At 68.2% G+C, this 21,426-nt stretch carries 24 protein-coding genes and 1 pseudogene; 16 read left to right on the top strand and 9 right to left on the bottom strand.

What is annotated here, in order from left to right:
• Positions 1-10: 10 nt before the first annotated feature.
• Both rpsT and G6N23_RS13185 read right to left on the bottom strand, forming a co-directional pair.
• Entirely contained in the window at positions 11-271 is a 261-nt protein-coding gene (gene rpsT / locus G6N23_RS13190) for a 30S ribosomal protein S20 (protein WP_085259633.1), read from the bottom strand.
• Between the two features lie 117 nt (positions 272-388).
• Entirely contained in the window at positions 389-1,246 is an 858-nt protein-coding gene (locus G6N23_RS13185; RefSeq protein ID WP_085259634.1) for a ribonuclease Z, read from the bottom strand.
• 127 nt (positions 1,247-1,373) lie between these two features.
• Between G6N23_RS13185 and G6N23_RS13180 the strand changes: the two genes are divergently transcribed.
• Positions 1,374-1,802, top strand: coding sequence for a CBS domain-containing protein (locus G6N23_RS13180; protein WP_085259635.1), 429 nt, complete (start codon positions 1,374-1,376; stop codon positions 1,800-1,802).
• 21 nt (positions 1,803-1,823) lie between these two features.
• Here G6N23_RS13180 and G6N23_RS13175 read toward each other — a convergent pair whose 3' ends face one another.
• Positions 1,824-2,438 (bottom strand): type II toxin-antitoxin system PemK/MazF family toxin, encoded by a 615-nt coding sequence (locus G6N23_RS13175; RefSeq protein ID WP_085259636.1) that lies wholly within the window; start codon positions 2,436-2,438, stop codon positions 1,824-1,826.
• Positions 2,439-2,646: 208 nt separating this feature from the next.
• Between G6N23_RS13175 and G6N23_RS13170 the strand changes: the two genes are divergently transcribed.
• The 4 genes from G6N23_RS13170 (at position 2,647) to G6N23_RS13155 (ending at position 6,848) form a co-directional block, all read left to right on the top strand.
• A complete protein-coding gene (locus G6N23_RS13170) occupies positions 2,647-3,315 on the top strand; it encodes a hypothetical protein (RefSeq protein ID WP_085259637.1) in 669 nt (222 codons plus the stop codon).
• Positions 3,316-3,528: 213 nt separating this feature from the next.
• Positions 3,529-4,089, top strand: coding sequence for a hypothetical protein (locus tag G6N23_RS13165; RefSeq protein WP_085259638.1), 561 nt, complete (start codon positions 3,529-3,531; stop codon positions 4,087-4,089).
• Between the two features lie 120 nt (positions 4,090-4,209).
• The gene (lepA, locus tag G6N23_RS13160) at positions 4,210-6,081 is read left to right on the top strand and encodes a translation elongation factor 4 (protein ID WP_085259639.1); all 1,872 of its coding nucleotides are present in this window, start codon (positions 4,210-4,212) and stop codon (positions 6,079-6,081) included.
• Positions 6,081-6,848, top strand: coding sequence for a sensor domain-containing protein (locus G6N23_RS13155; RefSeq protein ID WP_197701540.1), 768 nt, complete (start codon positions 6,081-6,083; stop codon positions 6,846-6,848). Before lepA ends, G6N23_RS13155 begins: the two co-directional genes overlap by 1 nt.
• 29 nt (positions 6,849-6,877) lie before the next feature.
• Here the strand turns inward: G6N23_RS13155 and G6N23_RS13150 are convergent, their stop codons facing one another.
• A complete protein-coding gene (locus G6N23_RS13150) occupies positions 6,878-8,827 on the bottom strand; it encodes a glycoside hydrolase family 15 protein (RefSeq protein ID WP_163769709.1) in 1,950 nt (649 codons plus the stop codon).
• Positions 8,828-9,070: 243 nt separating this feature from the next.
• On the opposite strand from G6N23_RS13150, the gene G6N23_RS13145 reads away from it, so the two are divergent.
• From G6N23_RS13145 to G6N23_RS13125, 6 genes and pseudogenes are all read left to right on the top strand, one after another.
• The gene (locus G6N23_RS13145; RefSeq protein WP_085259640.1) at positions 9,071-9,265 is read left to right on the top strand and encodes a hypothetical protein; all 195 of its coding nucleotides are present in this window, start codon (positions 9,071-9,073) and stop codon (positions 9,263-9,265) included.
• 227 nt (positions 9,266-9,492) lie between these two features.
• Entirely contained in the window at positions 9,493-9,585 is a 93-nt protein-coding gene (locus tag G6N23_RS22705) for an Ms4533A family Cys-rich leader peptide (RefSeq protein ID WP_372508950.1), read from the top strand.
• 114 nt (positions 9,586-9,699) lie between these two features.
• Complete coding sequence (locus tag G6N23_RS13140) at positions 9,700-10,719, top strand: extracellular solute-binding protein (RefSeq protein ID WP_085259641.1); 1,020 nt, start codon at positions 9,700-9,702, stop codon at positions 10,717-10,719.
• 64 nt (positions 10,720-10,783) lie between these two features.
• A pseudogene (gene cysT / locus G6N23_RS13135) lies at positions 10,784-11,576 on the top strand (sulfate ABC transporter permease subunit CysT); the annotation flags it as partial.
• Positions 11,573-12,388: a sulfate ABC transporter permease subunit CysW gene (gene cysW / locus G6N23_RS13130; RefSeq protein WP_085259643.1), complete on the top strand. Its 816-nt coding sequence runs from the start codon at positions 11,573-11,575 to the stop codon at positions 12,386-12,388. The pseudogene cysT and the gene cysW, both read left to right, overlap by 4 nt.
• Complete coding sequence (locus tag G6N23_RS13125; RefSeq protein ID WP_085259644.1) at positions 12,385-13,422, top strand: sulfate/molybdate ABC transporter ATP-binding protein; 1,038 nt, start codon at positions 12,385-12,387, stop codon at positions 13,420-13,422. Before cysW ends, G6N23_RS13125 begins: the two co-directional genes overlap by 4 nt.
• 36 nt (positions 13,423-13,458) lie before the next feature.
• On the opposite strand, the gene G6N23_RS13120 is transcribed toward G6N23_RS13125, so the two are convergent.
• The 4 genes from G6N23_RS13120 to G6N23_RS22700 form a co-directional block, all read right to left on the bottom strand.
• On the bottom strand, positions 13,459-14,205 hold the full coding sequence (locus tag G6N23_RS13120; RefSeq protein ID WP_085259645.1) for a sirohydrochlorin chelatase: 747 nt from the start codon (positions 14,203-14,205) through the stop codon (positions 13,459-13,461).
• Positions 14,184-14,915, bottom strand: a complete 732-nt coding sequence (locus G6N23_RS13115) for a phosphoadenylyl-sulfate reductase (RefSeq protein WP_085259646.1) — start codon at positions 14,913-14,915, stop codon at positions 14,184-14,186. Before G6N23_RS13115 ends, G6N23_RS13120 begins: the two co-directional genes overlap by 22 nt.
• On the bottom strand, positions 14,912-16,600 hold the full coding sequence (locus G6N23_RS13110; protein ID WP_085259647.1) for a nitrite/sulfite reductase: 1,689 nt from the start codon (positions 16,598-16,600) through the stop codon (positions 14,912-14,914). Before G6N23_RS13110 ends, G6N23_RS13115 begins: the two co-directional genes overlap by 4 nt.
• A 113-nt stretch (positions 16,601-16,713) precedes the next feature.
• Positions 16,714-16,884: an Ms4527A family Cys-rich leader peptide gene (locus G6N23_RS22700; RefSeq protein ID WP_372508952.1), complete on the bottom strand. Its 171-nt coding sequence runs from the start codon at positions 16,882-16,884 to the stop codon at positions 16,714-16,716.
• A 117-nt stretch (positions 16,885-17,001) separates the two neighbouring features.
• Between G6N23_RS22700 and G6N23_RS13105 the strand changes: the two genes are divergently transcribed.
• From G6N23_RS13105 to hemW, 3 genes are read left to right on the top strand one after another with little or no spacing between them, the layout of a single operon-like run.
• On the top strand, positions 17,002-17,544 hold the full coding sequence (locus tag G6N23_RS13105; RefSeq protein WP_234808499.1) for an Rv1363c family protein: 543 nt from the start codon (positions 17,002-17,004) through the stop codon (positions 17,542-17,544).
• Positions 17,541-17,948 carry a transglycosylase family protein gene (locus tag G6N23_RS13100; RefSeq protein ID WP_085259648.1) on the top strand — a complete coding sequence of 136 codons (408 nt, stop codon included), beginning with the start codon at positions 17,541-17,543 and terminating at the stop codon, positions 17,946-17,948. Before G6N23_RS13105 ends, G6N23_RS13100 begins: the two co-directional genes overlap by 4 nt.
• Positions 17,949-17,997: 49 nt before the next feature.
• Positions 17,998-19,176 carry a radical SAM family heme chaperone HemW gene (gene hemW, locus G6N23_RS13095; protein ID WP_085259649.1) on the top strand — a complete coding sequence of 393 codons (1,179 nt, stop codon included), beginning with the start codon at positions 17,998-18,000 and terminating at the stop codon, positions 19,174-19,176.
• 25 nt (positions 19,177-19,201) lie between these two features.
• Here the strand turns inward: hemW and G6N23_RS13090 are convergent, their stop codons facing one another.
• Positions 19,202-19,474, bottom strand: a complete 273-nt coding sequence (locus G6N23_RS13090; RefSeq protein WP_372508960.1) for a hypothetical protein — start codon at positions 19,472-19,474, stop codon at positions 19,202-19,204.
• A 245-nt stretch (positions 19,475-19,719) separates the two neighbouring features.
• Between G6N23_RS13090 and G6N23_RS13085 the strand changes: the two genes are divergently transcribed.
• Both G6N23_RS13085 and G6N23_RS13080 read left to right on the top strand, forming a co-directional pair.
• The gene (locus G6N23_RS13085) at positions 19,720-21,066 is read left to right on the top strand and encodes a salicylate synthase (RefSeq protein WP_085259651.1); all 1,347 of its coding nucleotides are present in this window, start codon (positions 19,720-19,722) and stop codon (positions 21,064-21,066) included.
• Positions 21,067-21,123: 57 nt separating this feature from the next.
• Positions 21,124-21,393: a metal-sensitive transcriptional regulator gene (locus G6N23_RS13080; RefSeq protein ID WP_085259652.1), complete on the top strand. Its 270-nt coding sequence runs from the start codon at positions 21,124-21,126 to the stop codon at positions 21,391-21,393.
• Positions 21,394-21,426: the final 33 nt, after the last annotated feature.

Here is a 21,426-nt window from a genome sequence, read left to right as displayed (position 1 = left end):
ACCCGCCGGGTCAGAGCTTGTTGAGGGTCTGCGCCAGCGCCGACTTCTTGTTGGCGGCCTGGTTCTTGTGGATCACGCCCTTGCTCGCGGCCTTGTCGAGCTTGCGGCTGGTCGTCACCAGCAGCTCGCCGGCCTTCTCCTTGTCGCCGGCCTCGGCGGCCTCCCGGAAGGAGCGGATCGCGGTGCGCACCGCCGACTTCACCGACTGGTTGCGCAGCCGGGCGCGCTCGTTGGTCCGGTTGCGCTTCACCTGCGACTTGATGTTGGCCACGGAGTAGTTCCTTCTTAAAAGCTTGAGTTGGGTTCGCCTCCCGACGTGGGGGCAACGGCTGTTCAGATTACCAGCTGGGTTGTCATCTCCCCAACTCGGCTCAGCCGCGGCCCCAGCTCAGCCTTCCGCGACCACCTCGACCCGGTGCAGGTCGTCGCCGAGTTCGATCGGCCCGTCGAACTCCGCGGCGGCCAGCGCACGCCACTGCTCTTCCTGCCCGGGTGCGATGGCGGGCACGTAATGGGTCAGCACCAGCGTGTCGACCCCGGCGCGCCGGGCGGTCGCGGCGGCCTCGGCCACCGAGGAGTGGTAGTCGCAGATGTCGCGGATCCGCTGCTGGGGGAGCGCGGCGATGAGGTCCTTGCGGATCACGGTGTGCACCAGCGCACCGGCTCCGGCGGCCAACGCGTCGAGACTGTCACAGGGCACGGTGTCCCCGGCCAGCACCACCGAGGCGGTCCCGGACCCGTCGGTGTATTCGACCCGGAACCCGATCGTGGGCGTCACCGGCCGATGGTCGGTGGGCGCCACGGTGATCTGCATGCCGTCGCGATCCCAAACTTGGCCGGTGGTGTGCTCGCGGACCTCAACCGGAGGCGGTGTGGTCAGGTCTGCGTGGTGGGCGATCCGGTAACCGATGTCGTGCCCGAAGGCTCGCAGCGTCGCCTCGACGACATCCGCGGTTCCCGGCGGGCCGATGATCGGCAGTGGTGTGGGGTCGGGTGTGAACGTGGTGACCCACCGGGTGATCAGCAGGTCGCCGAGGTCGGCGATGTGGTCACTGTGCAGATGGGTGAGCAGCAGCGCCGACAGCGTGTTGGCGGATGCGCCGGCGGCTGCCATCCGCTGTAACACCCCCCGCCCGCAGTCCACCAGCAGCGCCTGGCCACCGGCCCGGATCAGGGTCGACGGTCCGGCGCGGTTCGGGTCGGGAATCGGACTTCCGGTGCCCAGCAGGGTGATCTCGATCGTCATGACGTCACATATGCCACAGATGTGCGTCCCGCGCTCGGCGATCGACAGAGTTTCCAACATCGCCGCCCCGGGCCGGAAAAAATGGCCTAGCCTGGTGTGAAGCAGATCACTGCGGCGGGAGGCTTGAATGCGGATCGCGGATGTATTGCGGAACAAGGGCGCGGCGGTGGTGACCATCCATCCGGATGCCACCGTCATGGAGTTGCTGGCCGGTCTGGCCGAGCACAACATCGGGGCCATGGTGGTGATCGGCCCCGACGGCCTGGAGGGGGTGGCCTCCGAGCGTGACGTGGTACGCCAGTTGCACGTCCACGGCGCCAGCCTGCTGGCCCGGCCGGTATCGGCGATCATGACCACGGTGGTCGCGACGTGCACCAAATCCGACACCGCCGATGAGGTCAGCATGCTCATGACCGAGCACCGGGCGCGCCACATACCGGTGCTCGAGGACGGCCGGCTGGCCGGGATCGTCAGCATCGGCGACGTGGTCAAGTCGCGGATGGAGGAGCTGCAGGCCGAGCAGGCGCAGCTTCGCTCCTACATCAGCCAGGGATAAGTCGCCGCCCTCGGGCAGGGCTCAACTCCAGGCGTAGTCGCTGCGCAGCCGGGCGGCCACCACATCGAACGCCCTGCGTTCCAGGATGGCGCCCTCGCGTCGGATCGACTCCTCGGGCACGTCGAGCACCCGGTCCAGGCGGACCCAACTGAGCCGGTGCGCTTCATCCCAGCTGCCCGCGCCGATCCCCAGCCAGTTCGCGTCGTCGGCGTGCCGCGGCTGGCTGGACAACATCAGTCCCAGCAGCATGGTGCGGTCGCGTCCGACGACCAATACCGGCCGGTCCTTGCCTTGGCCCGGATCGTCCTCGTAGGCCACCCAGGTCCAGACGATCTCGCCCGGGTCGGCTCTGCCGTTGAGGTCGGGGGCGTAGGCGAGGCGACGCGCGCGGTGCGCGGTGGGGACGCTGCTATTGGTGACCGGCCGGCCGGCCGGGATCGCCGGTGCCGGGTCCGACACCGCGCCGCTGAGCACGTCCAGTCCGATCCTGATGCCCTGCTCGATGCCCCGCTGGATGCGCTGCTGCACCAGCGGTGCCTGCTCGAGTTGGCGGATGAACCGTGGGGCTTCGTTGAACACCAGGTTCTCCGCGAATCGCTGCACCGTCTGCCAGGGGGTCTTCCGCGAGGAAGCCATGATCGCAGCATAGGCGAAGCCGGGTAGGAACCTGGACGAAGTCGCCGAGCCTGTCTGAAAACACATGTGCCGCTTGCATTGTCCCCAGCGGTGTATCGGCGTAGCGTTATTGATTACATCTCATAGCAGAGACTCGTGAGCGGCGAGATGTTGGCGCGGCGGAGTTTTCGCCGCTGCGGGGGTTGTCCGCCCCAAGGGAAGTGGAGACATGGAGGATCGCAACAGCGTTCGACGCGGGGTCGCCCTCGGCGTTGCGATTCTGACCGGACTGTCCGCGGCCGCTGTCAGCGTGGTCGGGATATCCGAACATGCCGACCGGGCCGCCCAGCGCGATGTGACGCTGGTCAGCGCCGCCGGCGACGCCCACACTGCCCTGATCGGCGCGCAGGTGGAACAGAACGACAGCCTGTTCAACCAAGATGTCGCGTTACAGCAGAGCATCTACTCCTGGGCACTGGAACCGACGACCAACGGTGGCCTGGGCCTGCCGGACGACACGCTGCTCTTCCCGGGGGACTCTGCCGATCCGGCGGACAGCCTCTTCAACGGCGCGTTCTCCCGGTTCACCGAGGCGGACCTGGTCGGTCAGGCGCTCATGCAGGCTCAGTTGGACCATTTGCTGGGGCTGAACCAGACCCTGGGGGACGGCGGTTACGAGGCGGCGATCGCAGCGAGCCTCTTCGACAACCTCAGCGGCGCGGGGATCGATCCGGACTCCGCTCTCTTCAGCGATTTGCAACTCCTGGCACCGGACTCGGACATCTTGACCAGCGCCAGCGGTTTCCAGGAAGCCCTGGGCGCCCTGCAGGGCGACCTGATGCAGGCCGCCTGGTCCGACCTGTTCGGCATGTTCACCCTCGCCGATGTGACGCCCTAGCTTAGGCTCACTAAGAGACACGCGATGTGTCCTGTTGATCTCGCCTAGCTGGGAAAATTCTGGCAAGAAATTCGCCAACTGATACTCAACTGAGCAAACCGTTGTGCTCAATCACAGGTAGCTGTTAGATTTAATGAGCTTTGCAGCGGACGGTGCTGGGGGAGCATCCGGTGGTGGCAATCCGCCGGTGGACATCGTGAAAGGCATATGGCTATGAGCATTCGCAAGATCGGCGTGGTGGGGAGCTTGGCTGCGGGTGCGGCATTCGCGTTGGCGCCGCTGGCGGCCGCGGAGCCCCCCGACTTCAGCAGCATCTTGTTAGGCGAGGTCCAGTCGATGAACTGGCTCTTCGGGAACGCGGCCACGCTGGCGGCTGTCGACCCCAACGTGATCACCGTCGGCGAGCCGACGCTGGAAAACCCGCAGTCGTTCAGCACCATCTCCCCTGAGGACCTGCACGACAACACTGCGTTCGCGGCGCTGCTGTTCGGCGTGAACTGGGAAACCGAGATGTCCGGCGACCCGGGTGCCTACAGCCTGTTCAACGGCGCGGTCACGCAGTTCGCCGACGCCAGCAACGTGATGCTCTACGCGCTGATGACCGGCGGCGGCGAGATTGCCGCCGAGGATGCCGGCAACTTCCTGATCGGCTCGGGTAGCGGGATCGCAGCCGGGCTGGCCGGGGACGGGTTCTTCGAGGACTTCACCAACTTCTTCAACGCGGGCGTGGCCGACCTGGGCGGGTACTTCGGGGCCGGCGCACTCGACGTCTGATCGTCGTTCGACACGCAAACCCCCGGAGGTGCGCCTCCGGGGGTTTCGTTTTGCAGCCGTCGCCTCGCTACCCTGACTAGACAGTAGGCAGGCACCCCCGCACCACCCGCTCACCAGGAGATTCCCATCAGCAGTTTCGCCGACCAGACCTTCACCGCGCCGGCGCAGATACGGAACTTCTGCATCATCGCCCACATCGACCACGGCAAATCCACCCTGGCCGACCGGATGCTGCAGCTCACCGGCGTCGTCGACGATCGCTCGATGCGCGCCCAGTACCTGGACCGGATGGACATCGAGCGGGAGCGCGGCATCACCATCAAGGCCCAGAACGTCCGGCTGCCCTGGACGGCGAACGGTGAGCAGTATGTGCTGCACCTGATCGACACCCCCGGCCACGTCGACTTCACCTACGAGGTGTCCCGGGCACTGGAGGCCTGTGAAGGCGCCATCCTGCTGGTCGACGCCGCCCAGGGCATCGAGGCCCAGACCCTGGCCAACCTGTACCTGGCACTGGATCGCGACCTGACCGTCATCCCGGTGCTCAACAAGATCGACCTGCCCGCCGCCGATCCGGAGCGCTACGCCGCCGAGCTGGCCCACATCATCGGTTGCGAACCCGGTGATGTGCTGAAGGTGTCCGGCAAGACCGGCGAGGGTGTGGCCGAGTTGCTCGACGAAGTCGTCAAACAGGTGCCAGCGCCCACCGGCGACGCCGACGCGCCCACCAGGGCGATGATCTTCGACTCCGTCTATGACATCTACCGCGGCGTGGTCACCTATGTCCGCGTCGTCGACGGCAGGATCACCCCGCGCGAGAAGATCGCGATGATGTCCACCGGCGCCACCCACGAGCTGCTCGAAGTCGGCATCGTGTCCCCGGAACCCAAGGCCTCCAAGGGACTTGGCGTCGGCGAGGTGGGTTACCTGATCACCGGGGTGAAGGACGTGCGCCAATCCAAGGTCGGCGACACCGTCACCACCGCGCGGGCCGGCGCCACCGAGGCGCTCACCGGCTACCGCGAACCCAAGCCGATGGTCTACTCCGGGCTGTACCCGGTGGACGGCTCGGACTACCCGAACCTGCGTGACGCCCTGGACAAGCTGCAGCTCAACGATGCCGCCCTGACCTACGAGCCGGAAACCTCGGTGGCACTGGGCTTCGGATTCCGCTGCGGCTTCCTGGGTCTGCTGCACATGGAGATCACCCGGGAACGCCTCGAACGCGAATTCGACCTGGACCTGATCTCCACTTCGCCCAACGTCGTCTACCGGGTGATCAGAGAGGGCAAGGAAGGCGCGGCCGACGAAGGCCTGATCGTCACCAACCCGTCGGACTGGCCGGAAGGCAAGATCCGCTCGGTCTTCGAACCCGTCGTCAAGACCACCATCATCGCTCCCAGCGAGTTCGTCGGCACCATCATGGAACTGTGCCAGTCGCGGCGCGGCGAACTCGGCGGTATGGACTACCTCTCGCCGGAACGCGTCGAGCTGCGCTACACGATGCCGTTGGGCGAGATCATCTTCGACTTCTTCGATTCGCTGAAGTCGCGCACCCGCGGCTACGCCAGCCTGGACTACGAGGAGGCCGGCGAGCAGGAGGCCGACCTGGTCAAGGTCGACATCCTGTTGCAGGGCGAGGCGGTGGACGCCTTCAGTGCGATCGTGCACAAGGATTCCGCGGCGGCCTACGGCAACAAGATGACCACCAAACTCAAGGAACTGATCCCGCGTCAGCAGTTCGAGGTGCCGGTGCAGGCTGCGATCGGCTCGAAAATCATTGCCCGCGAGAACATTCGGGCCATCCGCAAAGACGTTCTGTCCAAGTGCTACGGCGGTGACATCACCCGTAAGCGCAAGCTGCTGGAAAAGCAGAAGGAGGGCAAGAAGCGGATGAAGACCATCGGCCGCGTCGACGTGCCGCAGGAGGCGTTCGTTGCGGCACTGTCCACCGATGGCGGCGGGTCCACCGGGGAAAGAACCAAGAAATAGTGGCCGCCCGGGCAGGCAGAACCGCGGCAGCTGCGGCGGCGCTGATGCTGCTGGCCAGCGGGTGCACCACGGTGGTCAGCGGAACCGTCAGGCCCGCACCGGGATTGGCCCCCACACCGGTCGCCGGGATGGCAGTTCGGCAGGTGTTGCTCGACGACGCCGAGCTGTCGAAGATCGTCGGCCAGGGCTTCCGCAGTGACCCGTCTCTGCCGCCGCGGTTCGGCGGCGTCGACGACCTGCCCGACGCCTGGGACGAAGCGGAGCCGGAAGACTGCGTCGGCGCCGCGGTGGGCGGCCAGAAATCGGTTTACGGCTCCGCCGGTGCACAGGATGTCGCCCACGAGTTCTGGGACAGCACCTCCGCTCCCGACGATTCGCCGCTGACGGGGGTGGGCGAGGCCGTGATCGCACTGGCCACCGCCGCCGACGCCGAGGCGCTCTTCGAGAAGTTCTCGCAGCAGTGGGGCCACTGCGACGGGGTCACGGTGGTCCGTTCCGGTGAGGACAGCGGCGATGCCAGCGGCGAAATCATCGACGTCTCCACTGCCGACGGGGTGCTCACCGCCACCGTGCGCACCACCGTGGGCGGCGAGGTGGGCCTGCGGGTGACGCGGGCGGTGGCGGCGCGGGTGAACTGCCTCGTCGACGTCGACGTGTTCTGGTTCGCCGGCGAGGACGACCATGCCGACGCCCCACCGCCCGGGGACACCACCGCCGCCGACCTGGCGCGGGCGATGCTGGACAAGGTCCGCGTTCTCAGCGGCTGACCCGGCTGACCCGGCTGACGCAGCGAGCGCTAATTGGGTGCGTTCGCGGGCTGGAATCCCCCGGTGGAGTCGGCCTCCTCCTCGGCGCGGATCACGTGCACGACGGCGTTGATCAGCGCCAGGTGGGTGAACGCCTGCGGGAAGTTGCCCAGGTGCCGACCGGTGCGGGGCTCGATCTCCTCGGCGTAGAGGTGCAGCGGGCTGGCGAACGACAACAGCCGCTCGCACAGATGCTTGGCCTGGCTGACCTCACCGATCTCCACCAGCGCCGAGACCAGCCAGAACGAGCAGATGGTGAACGAGCCCTCGGTGCCGGACAAGCCGTCGTCGGTCTCCTCGGTCCGGTAGCGCAGCACCAGACCGTCCTCGGTGAGTTCTTCGGCGATCGCCATCACGGTGGCGCGTACCCGCGGATCGTCGGCCGGCAGGAACCGGGTCAGCACCACCAGCAGCAGCGAGGCGTCCAGTGCATCGCTGCCGTAGCTCTGGGTCAGCACACCGCGGGAATCCACCCCGTTGGCCAGCACATCTGCCTTGATCTCCTCGGCGATCACCCGCCACTGCCGGGCGTAGGACACCTCGCCCTGCAACTCGGCCAGCTTGGAGCCGCGGTCCAGCGCCACCCAGCACATCACCTTCGACGAGGTGAAGTGCTGCGGTTCGCCGCGCACCTCCCAGATGCCGCGATCGGGCTCGCGCCAGTGCGCGATCGCCTCCTCCACCTGACGCTTGAGCACCGGCCACAGGGTTTCGGGGATCTGCTCACGGGACTTGGCGTGCAGGTAGACCGAGTCCAGCATGGTGCCCCAGATGTCGTGCTGACGCTGGTTGTAGGCGCCGTTGCCGATCCGCACCGGGTGGGCGTTGTCGTAGCCGGACAGGTGTTCCAGTTCCTCTTCGGCGAGTTCGTGTTCCCCGCCGACGCCGTACATCACCTGCAGCGGGCGCTGCTGGCCGTTGTTGGCACCGGATACGTCGGCGATGAAGGAGAAGAAGTCGTCGGCCTCGCGGTCCAGCCCGAGCGTGTAGAGCCCCCACAGCGCGAATGTCGAATCCCGCACCCAGGCGTAGCGGTAATCCCAATTACGTTCGCCTTGAGGGGTTTCCGGCAGCGACGTGGTAGCCGCTGCCAGCAGGGCGCCGGTAGGCGAATAGGTCAGCCCCTTCAGGGTCAGTGCGCTGCGCTGTAGATAGACCCGCCACGGGTGGTCGGGGAAATTGCCGATGTTGATCCACTGCCGCCAGCACTCGGTGGTGTTCCACATCTTGTCGGCGGCTTCGGCGTAGGTCTGCGGCGCAGGGTGTTTGGACCAGCTCAACGCCACGAAGACGTCGTCGCCCTCGGTCAGCCGGGTGCGGGCCCGCGCCTCCCGGCCTTCCAGGCCCAGCCGCAGATTGGTCGTCAACCGCAACGTCGGGTGGGCGTCGGGGTTCTGCCGGGCCCGCGCGATCGCCTCACCGTAGGCGTTGGCCGAGTACTCCCAGGTGGCGCTGGTGCGGTGGTAGTCGAACGCCGGCTCGCAGCTCATGGTCAACTCGACCGTGCCGCTGACGCAGCGCACCGTGCGCAGCAGGATGTGCTCGGCGTCCCAGTCCATCGGGGTACGCCGATGAGTCTGCGACCGGGTTTCGATGTCGTGCCACTTGCCCATCACCAGCGCATCCCGCACGATCAGCCAGCCGGTGTGGGTCTGCCAGGTGGTCTCCATGATCGGACTGCCGGGCAGGTAGCGCCGCGCCGCGGGCACCGCGACCCCGTAGGGCCCGAGCCGAAAATGCCCGGCGCCGCGGTCCAGGATCGAGCCGAACACGCTGGGGGAGTCGGGCCGCGGCACGCACATCCACTCCACCGAGCCGGCCGCCGAGATCAGGCAGTTGGTCTCACAGTCGGACAGGAACGCGTAGTCGGCGATCGGCGGAAACGAGTTGCGCACCTGACCTGGCGCCGCCGAATAGGGCACCGGCGCGGTGGCCGACAGTGGCGGGTCGCCTTGGCGGCGACACGGCCGTCCGAGGTTTTCCCGGCGACTGCCGGAGCGGTCTTGTCGGGTGCATCGCCCGGCGGGGTGTGCAGGACCATTCCGACATCATCTCTGGCGGCCTGCCGCACGTCCACCTGACCCGCCGCTTTGTGGTTTCCGCCGGCGGCCCGCTCGAGCCGATGGCGGCGCCCCCGTTCGCCCGGCTTCGCCGCGCCTGCGATCACCGCTACAGTGGGCGGGATGGTTGGCTTCCTGAGCTGGTGGGATGGCGTTGAGCTCTGGCTGTCCGGGCTCGGTTTCGTGGTCCAGACCGCGGTGGTGATGCCGGTGGTGCTGGCGCTGGCCTATGGCCTGGCGGTGGTGCTGGACGCGGCATTGGGACAAGGAATCCGGGTGCTGGAACGTGTCCGGCACCACGATGGCGGGCCGCGCTGATGCCGCGCTCGCAGGTGACGTTGATTCTGGTCGGTCTGATCGTGCTGGTGATCGTCAGCTGGCTGCTGACCCGCTGACCCGCTGAACCGCTGGGTTCATGCCGCGGTTCCAGCTTCGGCTCTCCTCCGTCGAGCCTCGCTGAACCGCGGGGTTCATGCCGCGGTTCCAGCTTCGGCTCTCCTCCGTCGAGACCCGCTGAACCGCGGGGTTCTGTTACGCTTCCCGGCATGCTCGCAGCGTCCGGTAATGGAGAGTGCCACGTCTTGGCCCTCATTGCCGTTGGTACTTGCGCTGTGGCCGACGTGCACTGTTGTCGCTGAACACCCGCTCCGTCGACGCTTTGGTGTCCTAATGCCCGGAATGTCACCCATTGGGCAACCATCTCTGCGAAGTGACGGGACCGAATTCCCTCAGCCCGCACTGAAAGGTCATCAATGCTTCACACCGTCACACGCGGCGGCGCCCTGGCGCTGGCCGTCTGTCTGATCGCCGGCTGCGGCGGCGGGCCCAGCGACGTGGTCGGTGGTGCCGAGCGGTCCGACGCGCACACCACACTGACGCTGGTGGCCTACGCGGTTCCCGAACCCGGCTGGAGCAAGGTGATCCCGGCTTTCTACGGCACCGAGGAAGGTGCTGACGTGCAGGTCGTCACGTCCTACGGCGCCTCGGGGGACCAGTCCCGCGGTGTCGCCAACGGCAAACCCGCCGACATCGTGAACTTCTCGGTGGAACCCGACATCACCCGCCTGGTCAAGGCCGGCAAGGTGGCTGAGGACTGGAACGCCGACGTCACCAAGGGCATCCCGTTCGGTTCGGTGGTGACCCTGGTGGTGCGGCAGGGCAATCCCAAGCACATCAAGGACTGGGACGACCTGTTGGCGCCCGGCGTCGAGGTGATCACCCCCAGCCCGCTGAGCTCGGGATCGGCCAAGTGGAACCTGCTGGCTCCCTACGCCGTCAAGAGTGCGGGCGGCAAGGACCCGCAGGCCGGCCTGGACTTCGTCGACAAACTGGTCAGCGACCACGTCAAGCTGCGCCCGGGCTCCGGGCGGGAGGCCACCGACGTGTTCCTGCAGGGCAGCGGCGACGTGCTGATCAGTTACGAGAACGAGGCGATCGCCGTCGAGCGCAAGGGCAAGGCGGTGGAGCACGTGAACCCGTTGCAGACCTTCAAAATCGAGAACCCGTTGGCGGTGGTGACCTCCAGCAGGCACCTCGACACCGTCACCGCGTTCAAGAACTTCCAGTACACGACGGTTGCGCAACGCCTGTGGGCGCAGGCCGGTTTCCGTCCGGCCGACCCGGCCGTCGCGGCCGAGTTCGGCGAGGAGTTCCCGGCGCCGGACAAGCTCTGGACGATCGCCGATCTCGGGGGCTGGGACGTCGCCGACACCGGCCTGTTCGACAAGGAGAGCGGCACCATCACCAAGATCTACACCCGGGTCACCGGATGACGGCGATCGTGGTCACCGAGGCGACCCGGCCCGGCGAGGGCGGGCAACCGGTGCGCAACGGGTTCCGGCGGGAAGGCGTCTCGCTGCGGGTGGGTGCGGCGGTGATATGGCTGTCGCTGATCGTGCTGGCACCGCTGGCGGCGATCGCCTGGCAGTCCGCCGGCGGTGGCTGGCAGGCGTTTCGGCTGGCGGTCACCTCGCACTCCGCGCTGGAGTCCTTCCGGGTGACGTTGACGATCGCGGCCGGCGTCACCGTGGTCAACCTGGTGTTCGGACTGCTGATCGCCTGGGTGCTGGTGCGTGACGACTTCGTCGGCAAGCGCTTCGTCGACGTGATCATCGACCTGCCGTTCGCGTTGCCCACCATCGTCGCCAGTCTGGTGATGCTGGCGCTGTACGGCCCGGCCAGTCCGGTGCAGCTGCACCTGCAGCACACCGCCTGGGGCGTCGGCCTGGCCCTGGCGTTCGTCACGCTGCCGTTCGTGGTGCGGGCCGTGCAACCGGTGCTGCTGGAGATCGACCGGGAGGTCGAGGAGGCCGCGGCCTCGCTGGGCGCCTCCGGCGCGACGATCTTTCGCACCGTGGTCCTGCCGTCGCTCACGCCGGCGCTGCTGACCGGGGCGGGGCTGGCGTTCTCCCGGGCGATCGGCGAGTTCGGCTCGGTGGTGCTGATCGGCGGGGCCGTGCCCGGCAAGACCGAGGTGTCCTCCCAGTGGATCCGCACCTTGATCGAGAACGACGACCGCACCGGCGCCGCGGCGATATCCCTTGTACTGCTCGCTGTTTCCTTCCTGGTGCTGTTGGTGCTGCGAGTGCTGGGTGCGCGGGTGACCAAGCGGCAGGAGCGGTCGACATGAGTCCGTCACGGAAAGTCCGCTACCTGCTCCGGTTCGTGGCGCTGGTCTACGTCGGGCTGCTGCTGATCGTTCCGGTGTCGTTGATCCTGTGGCGCAGCTTCGCGCCCGGATTCGGGCAGTTCTTCGCCTACATTTCCACCCCGGCGGCGATCTCGGCGTTGCAGTTGTCGCTGCTGGTGGTGGCGATCGTGGTGCCGCTGAACGTCATCTTCGGCATTCCGACCGCATTGGTATTGGCCCGCAACAGGTTCCGTGGCAAGGGGGCACTGCAGGCGATCATCGACCTGCCGTTCGCGGTGTCGCCGGTGGTCGTCGGTGTCGCGCTGATCGTGCTGTGGGGGTCGGCCGGGTTGCTGGGCTTCGTGGAGAACGACTGGGGCCTCAAGATCATCTTCGGCCTGCCGGGCATCGTGCTGGCCAGCATCTTCGTCACCCTGCCGTTCGTGATCCGGGAAGTCGAACCGGTGCTGCACGAATTGGGCACCGACATGGAGGAGGCGGCGGCGACGCTGGGTTCGAGTTGGTGGCAGACGTTCTGGCGGATCACGCTGCCCTCGATCCGGTGGGGGCTGACGTACGGGATCGTGCTGACCGTGGCGCGCACCCTCGGCGAGTACGGCGCGGTGTTGATCGTGTCGTCGAACCTGCCCGGCACGTCCCAGACGCTGACGCTGCTGGTGTCCGACCGTTACAACCGCGGTGCCGAATACGGCGCCTACGCCCTGTCCACACTGCTGATGACGGTGTCGGTACTGGTGTTGATCGTTCAGGTGGTGCTCGATATGCGCCGGGCCGGAAAGGTAAACAGATGAGCAACGCAATCACGGTGCGGGGGGCGAACAAGCGCTACGGAGACTTCGTCGCATTGGACAACGTCGACTTCGCGGTGCCGTCCGGATCACTGACCGCGCTGCTCGGCCCCAGCGGCTCGGGCAAGTCGACGCTGCTGCGGGCGATCGCCGGCCTGGACCACCCCGACAGCGGGACCGTCACCATCAACGGCGTCGACGTGACCGGGATCCCGCCGCAGCGGCGAGGCATCGGATTCGTGTTCCAGCACTACGCGGCGTTCAAGCACATGACGGTGCGGGACAACGTGGCGTTCGGGCTCAAGATCCGCAAGCGGCCCAAGTCCGAGGTCAAGGAGAAGGTTGACAACCTGCTGGAAGTGGTGGGGCTCAGCGGTTTTCAGACCCGCTACCCCAACCAGCTCTCCGGCGGGCAGCGGCAGCGGATGGCGTTGGCGCGAGCGCTGGCGGTGGATCCGCAGGTGCTGCTGCTCGACGAGCCGTTCGGCGCCCTGGATGCGAAGGTTCGGGAGGATCTACGGGCCTGGCTGCGCCGGCTGCATGACGAGGTGAACGTCACCACGGTGTTGGTCACCCACGACCAGGCCGAGGCGCTGGACGTCGCGGACCGGATCGCCGTGCTCAACCAGGGCCGCATCGAGCAGCTCGGCAGCCCGACCGAGGTCTACGACGCCCCGGCGAACGCATTCGTCATGTCGTTCCTGGGGGCGGTCTCGTCGCTCAACGGTGCCCTGGTGCGCCCGCATGACATCCGGGTGGGCCGCACCCCGGAGATGGCGGTGGCAGCAGCGGGAGGCGCGGGTGACGCCGAGGTGTCCGCGGTGGTGCGTGCGGTGGTCGACCGGGTGGTGGCATTGGGCTTCGAGGTGCGCGTGGAGCTGACCAACGGCGCCACCAAGGTGCCTTTCACCGCGCAGATCACCCGCGGTGACGCCGAGGCGCTGGCCCTGGCCGAAGGCGACACCGTCTACGTGCGGGCGACCAGGGTGCCCCCGCTGCAGGACGTAGCGGCCGCAGACACGCCGGTGTCGGTGTAGGGGGCCTGCTCCGGCGCGCAGCCGGGAAACCAAGCGTCAGGCCGCGGCGTGACTTTCGGTGAGCGCCGCCTCCACCCGGTCCAGCACGGTCGCCGCCACCAGGCGGTGCGCGCCGAGCGGCTCGGCCATCGCGATCCCGGCTTGCGCGGCATAGGCGGCGATCTTGTCGGTGATCCGCCCGTGCGCCAGGAACCACGGGGCGATCATCAGCCTGGTGGCCCCGCGTTCCCGCAGGCGCTCGACGGCTTCGGGCACCGACGGTCCCTGCGTGGCGAAGGCGACTTCGACTCCGGCCCAACGGGTTCCGCGGGCCAACGGCGCGGCGACGCGGGCGGTTTGCGCATTAGCCGCAGCATGCGAGGAACCCACCGCGACCACCACCACGCCGAGCTCGGGGTCGAAACGGGACGCCCCGGCGGCGGTGAGCCGCTCACCGAGAACCTGCACCAGCCGGTCATCCTCGCCCAGGGTGGGAGCCACCTGCACGGCGGCCCCGGACTGGGCGATCACCCCCGGGATGTCGATGCGGGCGTGGTAGGCGCTGGCCAGGAGGAACGGGACCACGATGGTCTGGCCGGTCGGGCCGGTCACGGTGTCTAGTGCGTCGCGCAGGATCGGCGTGCTGTGTTCGCAGAACGCCACCTGCACGGTGAATTCCGGTGCCACCCGGCGCAGGTGCCCGGCGATCGCGTGGGTATTGGCAGCCGAGCGCGGGTCCCGGCTGCCGTGCGCGGTCAACACCAGCGTTGTAGCGGGACCTGTCACGAGGCGTGCAACCCGCATTCGGTCTTGGCGAGGCCCGCCCAGCGTCCGCTGCGCGGGTCGGAGCCGGCCGCGGGTTTGGCCGTGCACGGTAGGCAGCCGATCGACGGGTACCCCTCGTCGACCAGCGGGTTGACCAGCACGTTGTTCGTGGCGATGTAGGCGTGCATCTCCTCATCGGTCCAGGCGGCGAGCGGGTTGATCTTCACCAGCCCGAACTGCTCGTCGAAGCTGACCAGCGGGGCGTTGGCACGCGTCGGCGCCTCCACCCGGCGCAGCCCGGTCACCCACGCCGAGTAGCCGCGCAGCGTGCGGGCCAGGGGTTCGACTTTGCGCAGCCGGCAGCACAGCGCCGGATTGGAGGCGAACAGATCCTTGCCGTGCGCGGCGTCCTGCTCCGCCACGGTCTGCTCGGGGGTGACGTTGACCAACTGGATGTCATACATCGCCTCCACCGCGTCGCGGGTGCCGACGGTTTCGGCGAAGTGGTAGCCGGTGTCGAGGAACAGCACCGGAACACCCGCGCGGACCTTGGCCGCCAGATCCACCAGCACCGCATCGGCCATATTGGAGGCCACTACGTAGTTACAGGTGGCGCCGCCGCGCGGGCCGCGGACCCCACCGAAGTTCGCGTCGGTCCACTCCAGCAGTTCGGTGGCGCTGGCGCCATCGAGTTCCGCGGCGCCGCGGGCGGCCAGCTCGCGCAGCTGATCCTCGGTCTGCTGCCTCATCGCAGGTCGTCCTCTTCGGCCCGCACCGCCCACTGGGCGAATCGCTCACCGGCGTTGCGGCCCTTGATGAAATTGCGTACCACCCGCTCGATGTAGTCGCCGAGCTCGTCGCTGAGCACCTTGTGCTGCCGTAATTTCCGGCCGAACCCGCTGTCGGCGCCCAGGCTGCCGCCCAGGTGCACCTGGAAGCCGGGGACCGAGTTGCCGTTGCCGTCGTCGATCATCTGGCCCTTGAACCCGATGTCGGCCACCTGGATTCGGGCACACGAGTTCGGGCACCCGTTGATGTTGACCGTGACCGGCACGTCCAGGGCGGCGTTGAGGTCCTCGAGACGCTGCTCGAGCTCGGGGACCAGGCCCTGGGCCCGCACGCGGGTCTCGACGAACGACAGCTTGCAGAACTCCAGTCCGGTGCAGGCCATCAGGTTGCGCCGCCACGGGGACGGGTTGGCCGGCAGGCCCAACGCGTCCAGCTCGGCGAGCAACCCGTCGAGCTTCTCGTCAGGAACGTCGAGGATGACCAGCTTCTGGTACGGAGTGAACCGGGCCCGGTCGGAACCGACCTGCTCCATCAGCTCGGCGACCTTGAGCAGCGTCTCGCCGCTGACCCGGCCGGAGATCGGGGCCACTCCGACCGCGTTGCGGCCATTGCGGGTCTTCTGCACCCCGACGTGGTCGATGGTCGCGGTGGGCTGTGCCGCCGCCGGTCCGTCGATCAGCGGGCGCTTGAGGTATTCGGTTTCGAGAACTTCCCGGAACTTCTCCGCGCCCCAGTCCTTGAGCAGGAACTTCAGCCGCGCCTTGGAGCGCAGCCGGCGGTAGCCGTAGTCACGGAACAGGCTGGTGACGGCCTCCCAGACGTCGGGCACCTCGTCCAGGGGCACCCACGCGCCCAGGCGCTGGGCCAGCATCGGGTTGGTGGACAGGCCACCGCCGACCCACAGGTCCAGGCCCGGTCCGTGCTCGGGGTGGTTGACGCCGATGAAGGAGATGTCGTTGATCTCGTGGGCGACGTCCGGCAGGCCCGAGACCGCGGTCTTGTATTTGCGCGGCAGATTGGCGTAGTCCGGGTTGCCGATGTAGCGGCGGACGATCTCGTCGAGGGCGGGCGAGGGGTCGAGCACCTCGTCGAGCGATTCGCCGGCCAGCGGCGAGCCGAGCATGCCGCGCGGGCAGTCGCCGCAGGCCTCGGTGGTCTGCAGGCCGACCGCATCCAACCGGTCCCAGATCTCCGGGACCTTCTCGATCTCGATCCAGTGGTATTGCAGGTTGTTGCGGTCGGAGATGTCGGCGGTGCCCCGCGCGTAGTCGACGGAGATCTCGCCCAGGGTCCGCATCGCGGCGGCCGACAGCGCCTTGCCGTCGCAACGCACCCGCATCATGAAGTAACGGGCCTCCAGCAGGTCGGCGTTCTCGTCACCGGTGAAGGTGCCGTCGTAGCCCTGCTCTCGCTGGGTGTAGAGGCCCATCCAGCGGAACCGGCCGCGCAGGTCGTCTTTGGCGATCGAGTCGAAGCCCTGCTTGGAGTACACGTCGACGATCCGGGCGCGCACGTTCAGCGCCGGATCGTCCTGCTTGAACTGCTCGTTGTGGTTGACCGGTTCGGTCTCGCCGAGTGCCCATTGGGCCTCGCTGCGCTTGCGGGCTGCGCCCGCGGTGCTGGACGCAGTCGAAGTGGCGGTCATGGATTCTCCTTCACGAAGGAGCTGGCGGGATTGAGCGTAGGCAACCGGCGACTGTCTCCGGCGGCGCAGATCCGGCGGCCAGCTGGAAAATACAGGTGGGCGGTTCTACGACATCAAGGCAGACAGCGACAGCTACAAACCCGCTTGAGATCGATGTGCCGCCGAGCCACCAGGGCAACCCCGGATGCGGTGCAGTAGGCGGCAGTCACCTGGCCGATTATGCCATGGATGCCGAAAATCTTCCTTACCGGCGCAAAGTTGTGATCAGCGTGCGCGAAACTCATCTGGGACCCGACGGCGGTGCGGTCGGGACGGGAGGGTCGGAGCGGGCCGGGCCGGGACCGTGCGGACCGATACGTCGAAGCCGCACACAGCGGCGGATCGGAAGGCGGGTGGGGCAGGTGAGTGTTGTCGACTTCGGGTGGGAACCGGTGTGGGAGCCGCCACCGGTATCGGAACCGCTCCCGCGGGCAGGCGGGCGTGCTCTGCTGCGGCGCTGGCTGGCGATCGCGACTCTGATGGCCGGTGTGGGCGGTGGCTCATGGTTGGCCTTCCAGCACTACCAAACCCATCTCGCCGGCGAGCAGGCGTTGCAGGCCGCCGAGGCATATGTGTTGCGGCTGACCGATATCGACGCCGACGACGTCGACCGCAACTTCGCCGACATCGCCGACGGGTCGACCGGCGAGTTCAACCGGATGCACACCCGGACGGGGGCGAAGGTGCGTCAGCTGCTGATCGACAACAAGGCGACCGCGCGCGGCCACGTCGCCGAGGCGGTGGTCAAATCCGCCGACCACAGCCATGCCGTCGTCGTGCTGCTGGTCAACCAGGCGGTGCGCAACGCCGACAACCCCGAACCGGTGATGGACCGCAGCCGGATCCGGATGACCATGGACAAGGTCGACGGCCGTTGGCTGGCCAGCAAGGTGGAGTTGGTATGAGGAAGTTCACAGTGCTGGCCGTCGCGGCGCTGCTGGCCGGGGCCGCCGAACTGACCGGCGCGGCCAACGCCGATCCGATCAATTGGGAAGCCATCGCCAAGTGCGAATCCGGCGGGGACTGGGCCGCCGACAGCGGTAATGGCGACTACGGCGGTCTGCAGATCAGCGCTGCCGCCTGGGACGCCAACGGCGGGGTCGGGTTGCCCTCGCAGGCCAGCCCGCAGCAGCAGATCGCCGTCGCCAAGCGAATCATGGCCGACCAGGGGCCCGGCGCCTGGCCGACCTGCGCATCCCGGGGCAGTTCTGCCGCCACGGGTGCCGGGGCGGCCCCGGTCGGGTCGCTGACCCACTATCTGTCGGCGCTGTTCGCGGACGCCGACGGGCTGGACGTTCAGGCCTACTGAGACGCTGACGGGCGGCGTCGCCTGCGGCGCCGTGGGATGATCGGCCGTTATGACCACCGCGACCGCGGTAGCGCTGCCCGAGGTGGCACCGGACCGGCTCGAGTCCCCAGGCCCGTTCGGGGTGTACGTGCACGTCCCGTTCTGCTTCGCCCGGTGCGGCTACTGCGACTTCAACACCTACACCCCGGCGGAGCTCGGTGGCGCCAACCCGGACGCCTGGGTGGCGGCGCTCGCCCGGGAACTGGAGTTGGCCGCGGCCCGCCTGGGCGGCCCGCGCGCCGACACTGTGTTCGTCGGTGGCGGCACGCCGTCGCTGCTGGGCGCCGCGCGGTTGGCGCTGGTGCTCGATCACGTGCGGGAACACTTCGGTCTGGCCGATGACGCCGAAGTCACCACCGAGGCCAACCCGGAGTCGACGTCGCCGGAGTTCTTCGACACGATCCGGGCCGCCGGCTACACCCGGGTGTCGTTGGGGATGCAGTCGGTGTCGCCGCGGGTGCTGGCCACCCTGGACCGCATCCATTCGCCGGGACGCCCGGTCGCCGCCGCACGGGAGGCGCGCGCGGCCGGATTCGACCACCTCAACATCGACCTGATCTACGGCACCCCCGGCGAGACCGACGACGACCTGCTGCGCTCGGTGGATGCCGCGCTGGAAGCGGGTGTCGATCACGTCTCGGCCTACAGCCTGATCGTCGAGAGCGGTACCGCCCTGGCCCGTCGGGTGCGGCGCGGGGAACTGCCCGCCCCCGACGACGACGTGCTGGCGCATCGCTACGAACTGGTCGACACCACCCTGCGGGCCGCCGGTATGGACTGGTACGAAGTGTCCAACTGGAGCCGACCGGGTGCGGCCTGCCGGCATAATCTGGGCTACTGGGGCGGTGGCCGGTGGTGGGGCGCAGGTCCGGGTGCGCACAGCTACGACGGAGCCTTGCGCTATTGGAATGTCAAGCACCCCAACGCTTATGCGCAGATCCTGGCGGCGATGACGCTGCCGGTCGCCGGCTTCGAAGAGCTTTCGGAGTCCGACCGGCACACCGAAGACGTGATGCTGCGGCTGCGGATGCGCGAGGGGCTGGCGCTGGCTGCCCTGGATCCGGGTGAGCGGGAGCGTTCCGGGAACGCTGTCGGCGACGGCCTACTGCGTATCGACGGTGAACACCTGGTGCTGACCGACCGCGGACGGCTGTTGGCCGACGCGGTGGTGCGTTCGCTGCTGGGGTAGCCGTCCGCCGTGGTTGGCGGCCGGGTCAGCCGCTGAACCAGCCGCGGCCGCCGTCCCAGCTGCCGCAGATGCCGTTGAAGCAGCCGTGACCGAAGCCGCCCTGGCCGGGAATGAAGCCGCCGCAGCCCTGCCAGCCGGCGTCGTGGCCGCAGCCGGTTCCGCCGCCGTTGCCGTCGGGGCCCCCGGAACCGTGCGGTTGGGCCACAACGGATGGGCCCGTCGTTGCCTGCGGCGCGGTGGCCAGCATCAGGCCGGTCGGGGCGACGGCGATCGCCGCGGCGGCGCCGGCTGCGAACATCGGTCCAACGAGCTTTCGAATGCTTAGCATGTCTCTATATTCCATACGGGTGCCGTCGCTGCCAACCGTTGTGTGGTGACTGATACCGAATCGTGAACGCCCGTAACCAGATCACCACCAACGGTCCGCAGTGGCCGGCGTCACGGGCGCCCCGAGTCGCGTCGGCGGCGCCGGCCGGAGCCGGGCCCGGCGATTTCCCGGGGCGGAGCGCGCGCCACTAAGTAGGTTAGGCTACATTTACTAGCGTGTCCGAGCTCGGTGTCGAAACAGTCTCCGAAACTTCGCTGTCGGTGCCGCTGCCACCGGGTGTCGGGCCGGCCGATCTCGCGGCGGGGCTCGCCGCGGCCCTTCCCGAAATCGCCGGCGAGGAGTACCTGCTCTATGAGCGGTGCGGAACCTGGACACTGGCCACGGGTTTGCGCGCGGCCGTCGAACTGGACAGCGATGAGCTGCGCACCGTCCGCGACGGAGTGGTGCGGCGCCAGCACTGGAGCGGCCGGCCGGCCGCGGTGCTCGGCGAAGCCGTCGACCGCCTGCTGCTGGAGGCCGACCAGGTGTTCGGCTGGGTCGCCTTCGAGTTCGGTACCTACCGCTTCGGGCTGCAGGACCGGCTGGACCCCGGAACCGCGCTGGCGCGGGTGTTCTGGCCGCGGACCCGCATCGTGGTCACCGCCGAGCAGGTAGAGATGTTCGGCGCCGGCGAGCGGGAAGCCGCAGCGCTGGACCGGTTGCTGATCGACGGTGTCCCGGCGCTGGCCGACCCGTCGCGGATCGCGGTGGATGCCGACGCCGCCGGCTATCGCGACAGGGTGGCCACCGCGGTCGGCGAGATCGGCGCCGGCCGCTACCGCAAGGTGATCCTGTCGCGCTGTGTCGACGTGCCGTTTGCGCTGGACTTCCCGTCGACATATCGGCTGGGACGGCGGCACAACACCCCTGCTCGGTCGTTTCTGTTGCGGCTCGGCGGGATTCGGGCACTCGGTTACAGTCCGGAGCTGGTGGCCGAGGTGCGTGACGACGGCCTGGTGCTCACCGAGCCGCTGGCCGGAACGCGGGCGCGCAGCGGCGATCCCGCGGTGGACGGGCCGGTTCGTGCCGAGCTCGAATCCGACGCCAAGGAGATCGTCGAGCACGCGATCTCGGTGCGCACGTCGATGGATGAGATCGCCGAGGTCGCTGAACCGGGCAGTGCCGCGGTCACCGATTTCATGACCGTGCGGGAGCGTGGCAGCGTTCAGCACCTGGGCTCGACGGTGTCCGGGCGGTTGGACCGCTCGCGGGACCGGATGGATGCCCTGGAGGCGCTGTTTCCGGCCGTCACCGCGTCCGGCATACCCAAGCGCGCCGGGATCGACGCCATCCTGAGGCTCGACGAGTGCCCGCGGGGCCTGTATTCGGGTGCGGTGGTGATGTTCACGGCCGCCGGCGGGCTGGATGCCGCGTTGACGTTGCGGGCGGCCTACGAACGGGACGGGCGGACGTGGCTACGGGCCGGAGCCGGCGTCATCGACGCATCCCGTCCCGAGCGGGAGTTCGAGGAGACCGGCGAGAAGCTCGCGACTTTGGCGCCGTACCTGATCGCCCACCGCTGAGTTCCCTCCCTTGGCATACCCCGCCGGGTATCATGGGTCTCGCCGAGAGGAGCTCACGTGGTTGGCGACGACGAAAGTATCAAGGCGGTGTTGAACCGGTTGCGCCGCGCGCACGGTCAGCTCGCGGGGGTGATCACGATGATCGAGAGCGGCCGCGACTGCAAGGACGTGGTCACCCAACTGGCCGCGGTCTCGCGTGCGCTGGACCGGGCGGGTTTCAAGATCGTCGCGAGCGGGCTGCGGCAATGCCTTGCCGGCGAGTCCGCCACCGGCGACGCTCCGCTGACCGAGGACGAGCTGGAGAAGCTGTTTCTCGCGCTGGCCTGAGACGGCGAAGCTGGGACCGCCGCTTGAACCAGC

This window comes from Mycolicibacter terrae (assembly GCF_010727125.1).
In the GTDB taxonomy this organism is placed as follows: Bacteria; Actinomycetota; Actinomycetes; order Mycobacteriales; family Mycobacteriaceae; genus Mycobacterium; species Mycobacterium terrae.
The sequence above is the reverse complement of the archived record's forward strand: the minus strand, read 5'-3'. Positions and strand labels throughout refer to the sequence as shown.

Coding starts and splice junctions, on each gene's coding strand:
- G6N23_RS13185 (WP_085259634.1), bottom strand. CDS start 1,246: ATGACGATCGAGATCACCCTGCTGGGCACCGGAAGTCCGATTCCCGAC.
- G6N23_RS13180 (WP_085259635.1), top strand. CDS start 1,374: ATGCGGATCGCGGATGTATTGCGGAACAAGGGCGCGGCGGTGGTGACC.
- G6N23_RS13175 (WP_085259636.1), bottom strand. CDS start 2,438: ATGGCTTCCTCGCGGAAGACCCCCTGGCAGACGGTGCAGCGATTCGCG.
- G6N23_RS13170 (WP_085259637.1), top strand. CDS start 2,647: ATGGAGGATCGCAACAGCGTTCGACGCGGGGTCGCCCTCGGCGTTGCG.
- G6N23_RS13165 (WP_085259638.1), top strand. CDS start 3,529: ATGAGCATTCGCAAGATCGGCGTGGTGGGGAGCTTGGCTGCGGGTGCG.
- G6N23_RS13145 (WP_085259640.1), top strand. CDS start 9,071: ATGGTTGGCTTCCTGAGCTGGTGGGATGGCGTTGAGCTCTGGCTGTCC.
- G6N23_RS22705 (WP_372508950.1), top strand. CDS start 9,493: ATGCTCGCAGCGTCCGGTAATGGAGAGTGCCACGTCTTGGCCCTCATT.
- G6N23_RS13140 (WP_085259641.1), top strand. CDS start 9,700: ATGCTTCACACCGTCACACGCGGCGGCGCCCTGGCGCTGGCCGTCTGT.
- cysW (WP_085259643.1), top strand. CDS start 11,573: ATGAGTCCGTCACGGAAAGTCCGCTACCTGCTCCGGTTCGTGGCGCTG.
- G6N23_RS13125 (WP_085259644.1), top strand. CDS start 12,385: ATGAGCAACGCAATCACGGTGCGGGGGGCGAACAAGCGCTACGGAGAC.
- G6N23_RS13120 (WP_085259645.1), bottom strand. CDS start 14,205: ATGCGGGTTGCACGCCTCGTGACAGGTCCCGCTACAACGCTGGTGTTG.
- G6N23_RS13115 (WP_085259646.1), bottom strand. CDS start 14,915: ATGAGGCAGCAGACCGAGGATCAGCTGCGCGAGCTGGCCGCCCGCGGC.
- G6N23_RS13110 (WP_085259647.1), bottom strand. CDS start 16,600: ATGACCGCCACTTCGACTGCGTCCAGCACCGCGGGCGCAGCCCGCAAG.
- G6N23_RS22700 (WP_372508952.1), bottom strand. CDS start 16,884: ATGAGTTTCGCGCACGCTGATCACAACTTTGCGCCGGTAAGGAAGATT.
- G6N23_RS13100 (WP_085259648.1), top strand. CDS start 17,541: ATGAGGAAGTTCACAGTGCTGGCCGTCGCGGCGCTGCTGGCCGGGGCC.
- hemW (WP_085259649.1), top strand. CDS start 17,998: ATGACCACCGCGACCGCGGTAGCGCTGCCCGAGGTGGCACCGGACCGG.
- G6N23_RS13090 (WP_372508960.1), bottom strand. CDS start 19,474: ATGTTCGCAGCCGGCGCCGCCGCGGCGATCGCCGTCGCCCCGACCGGC.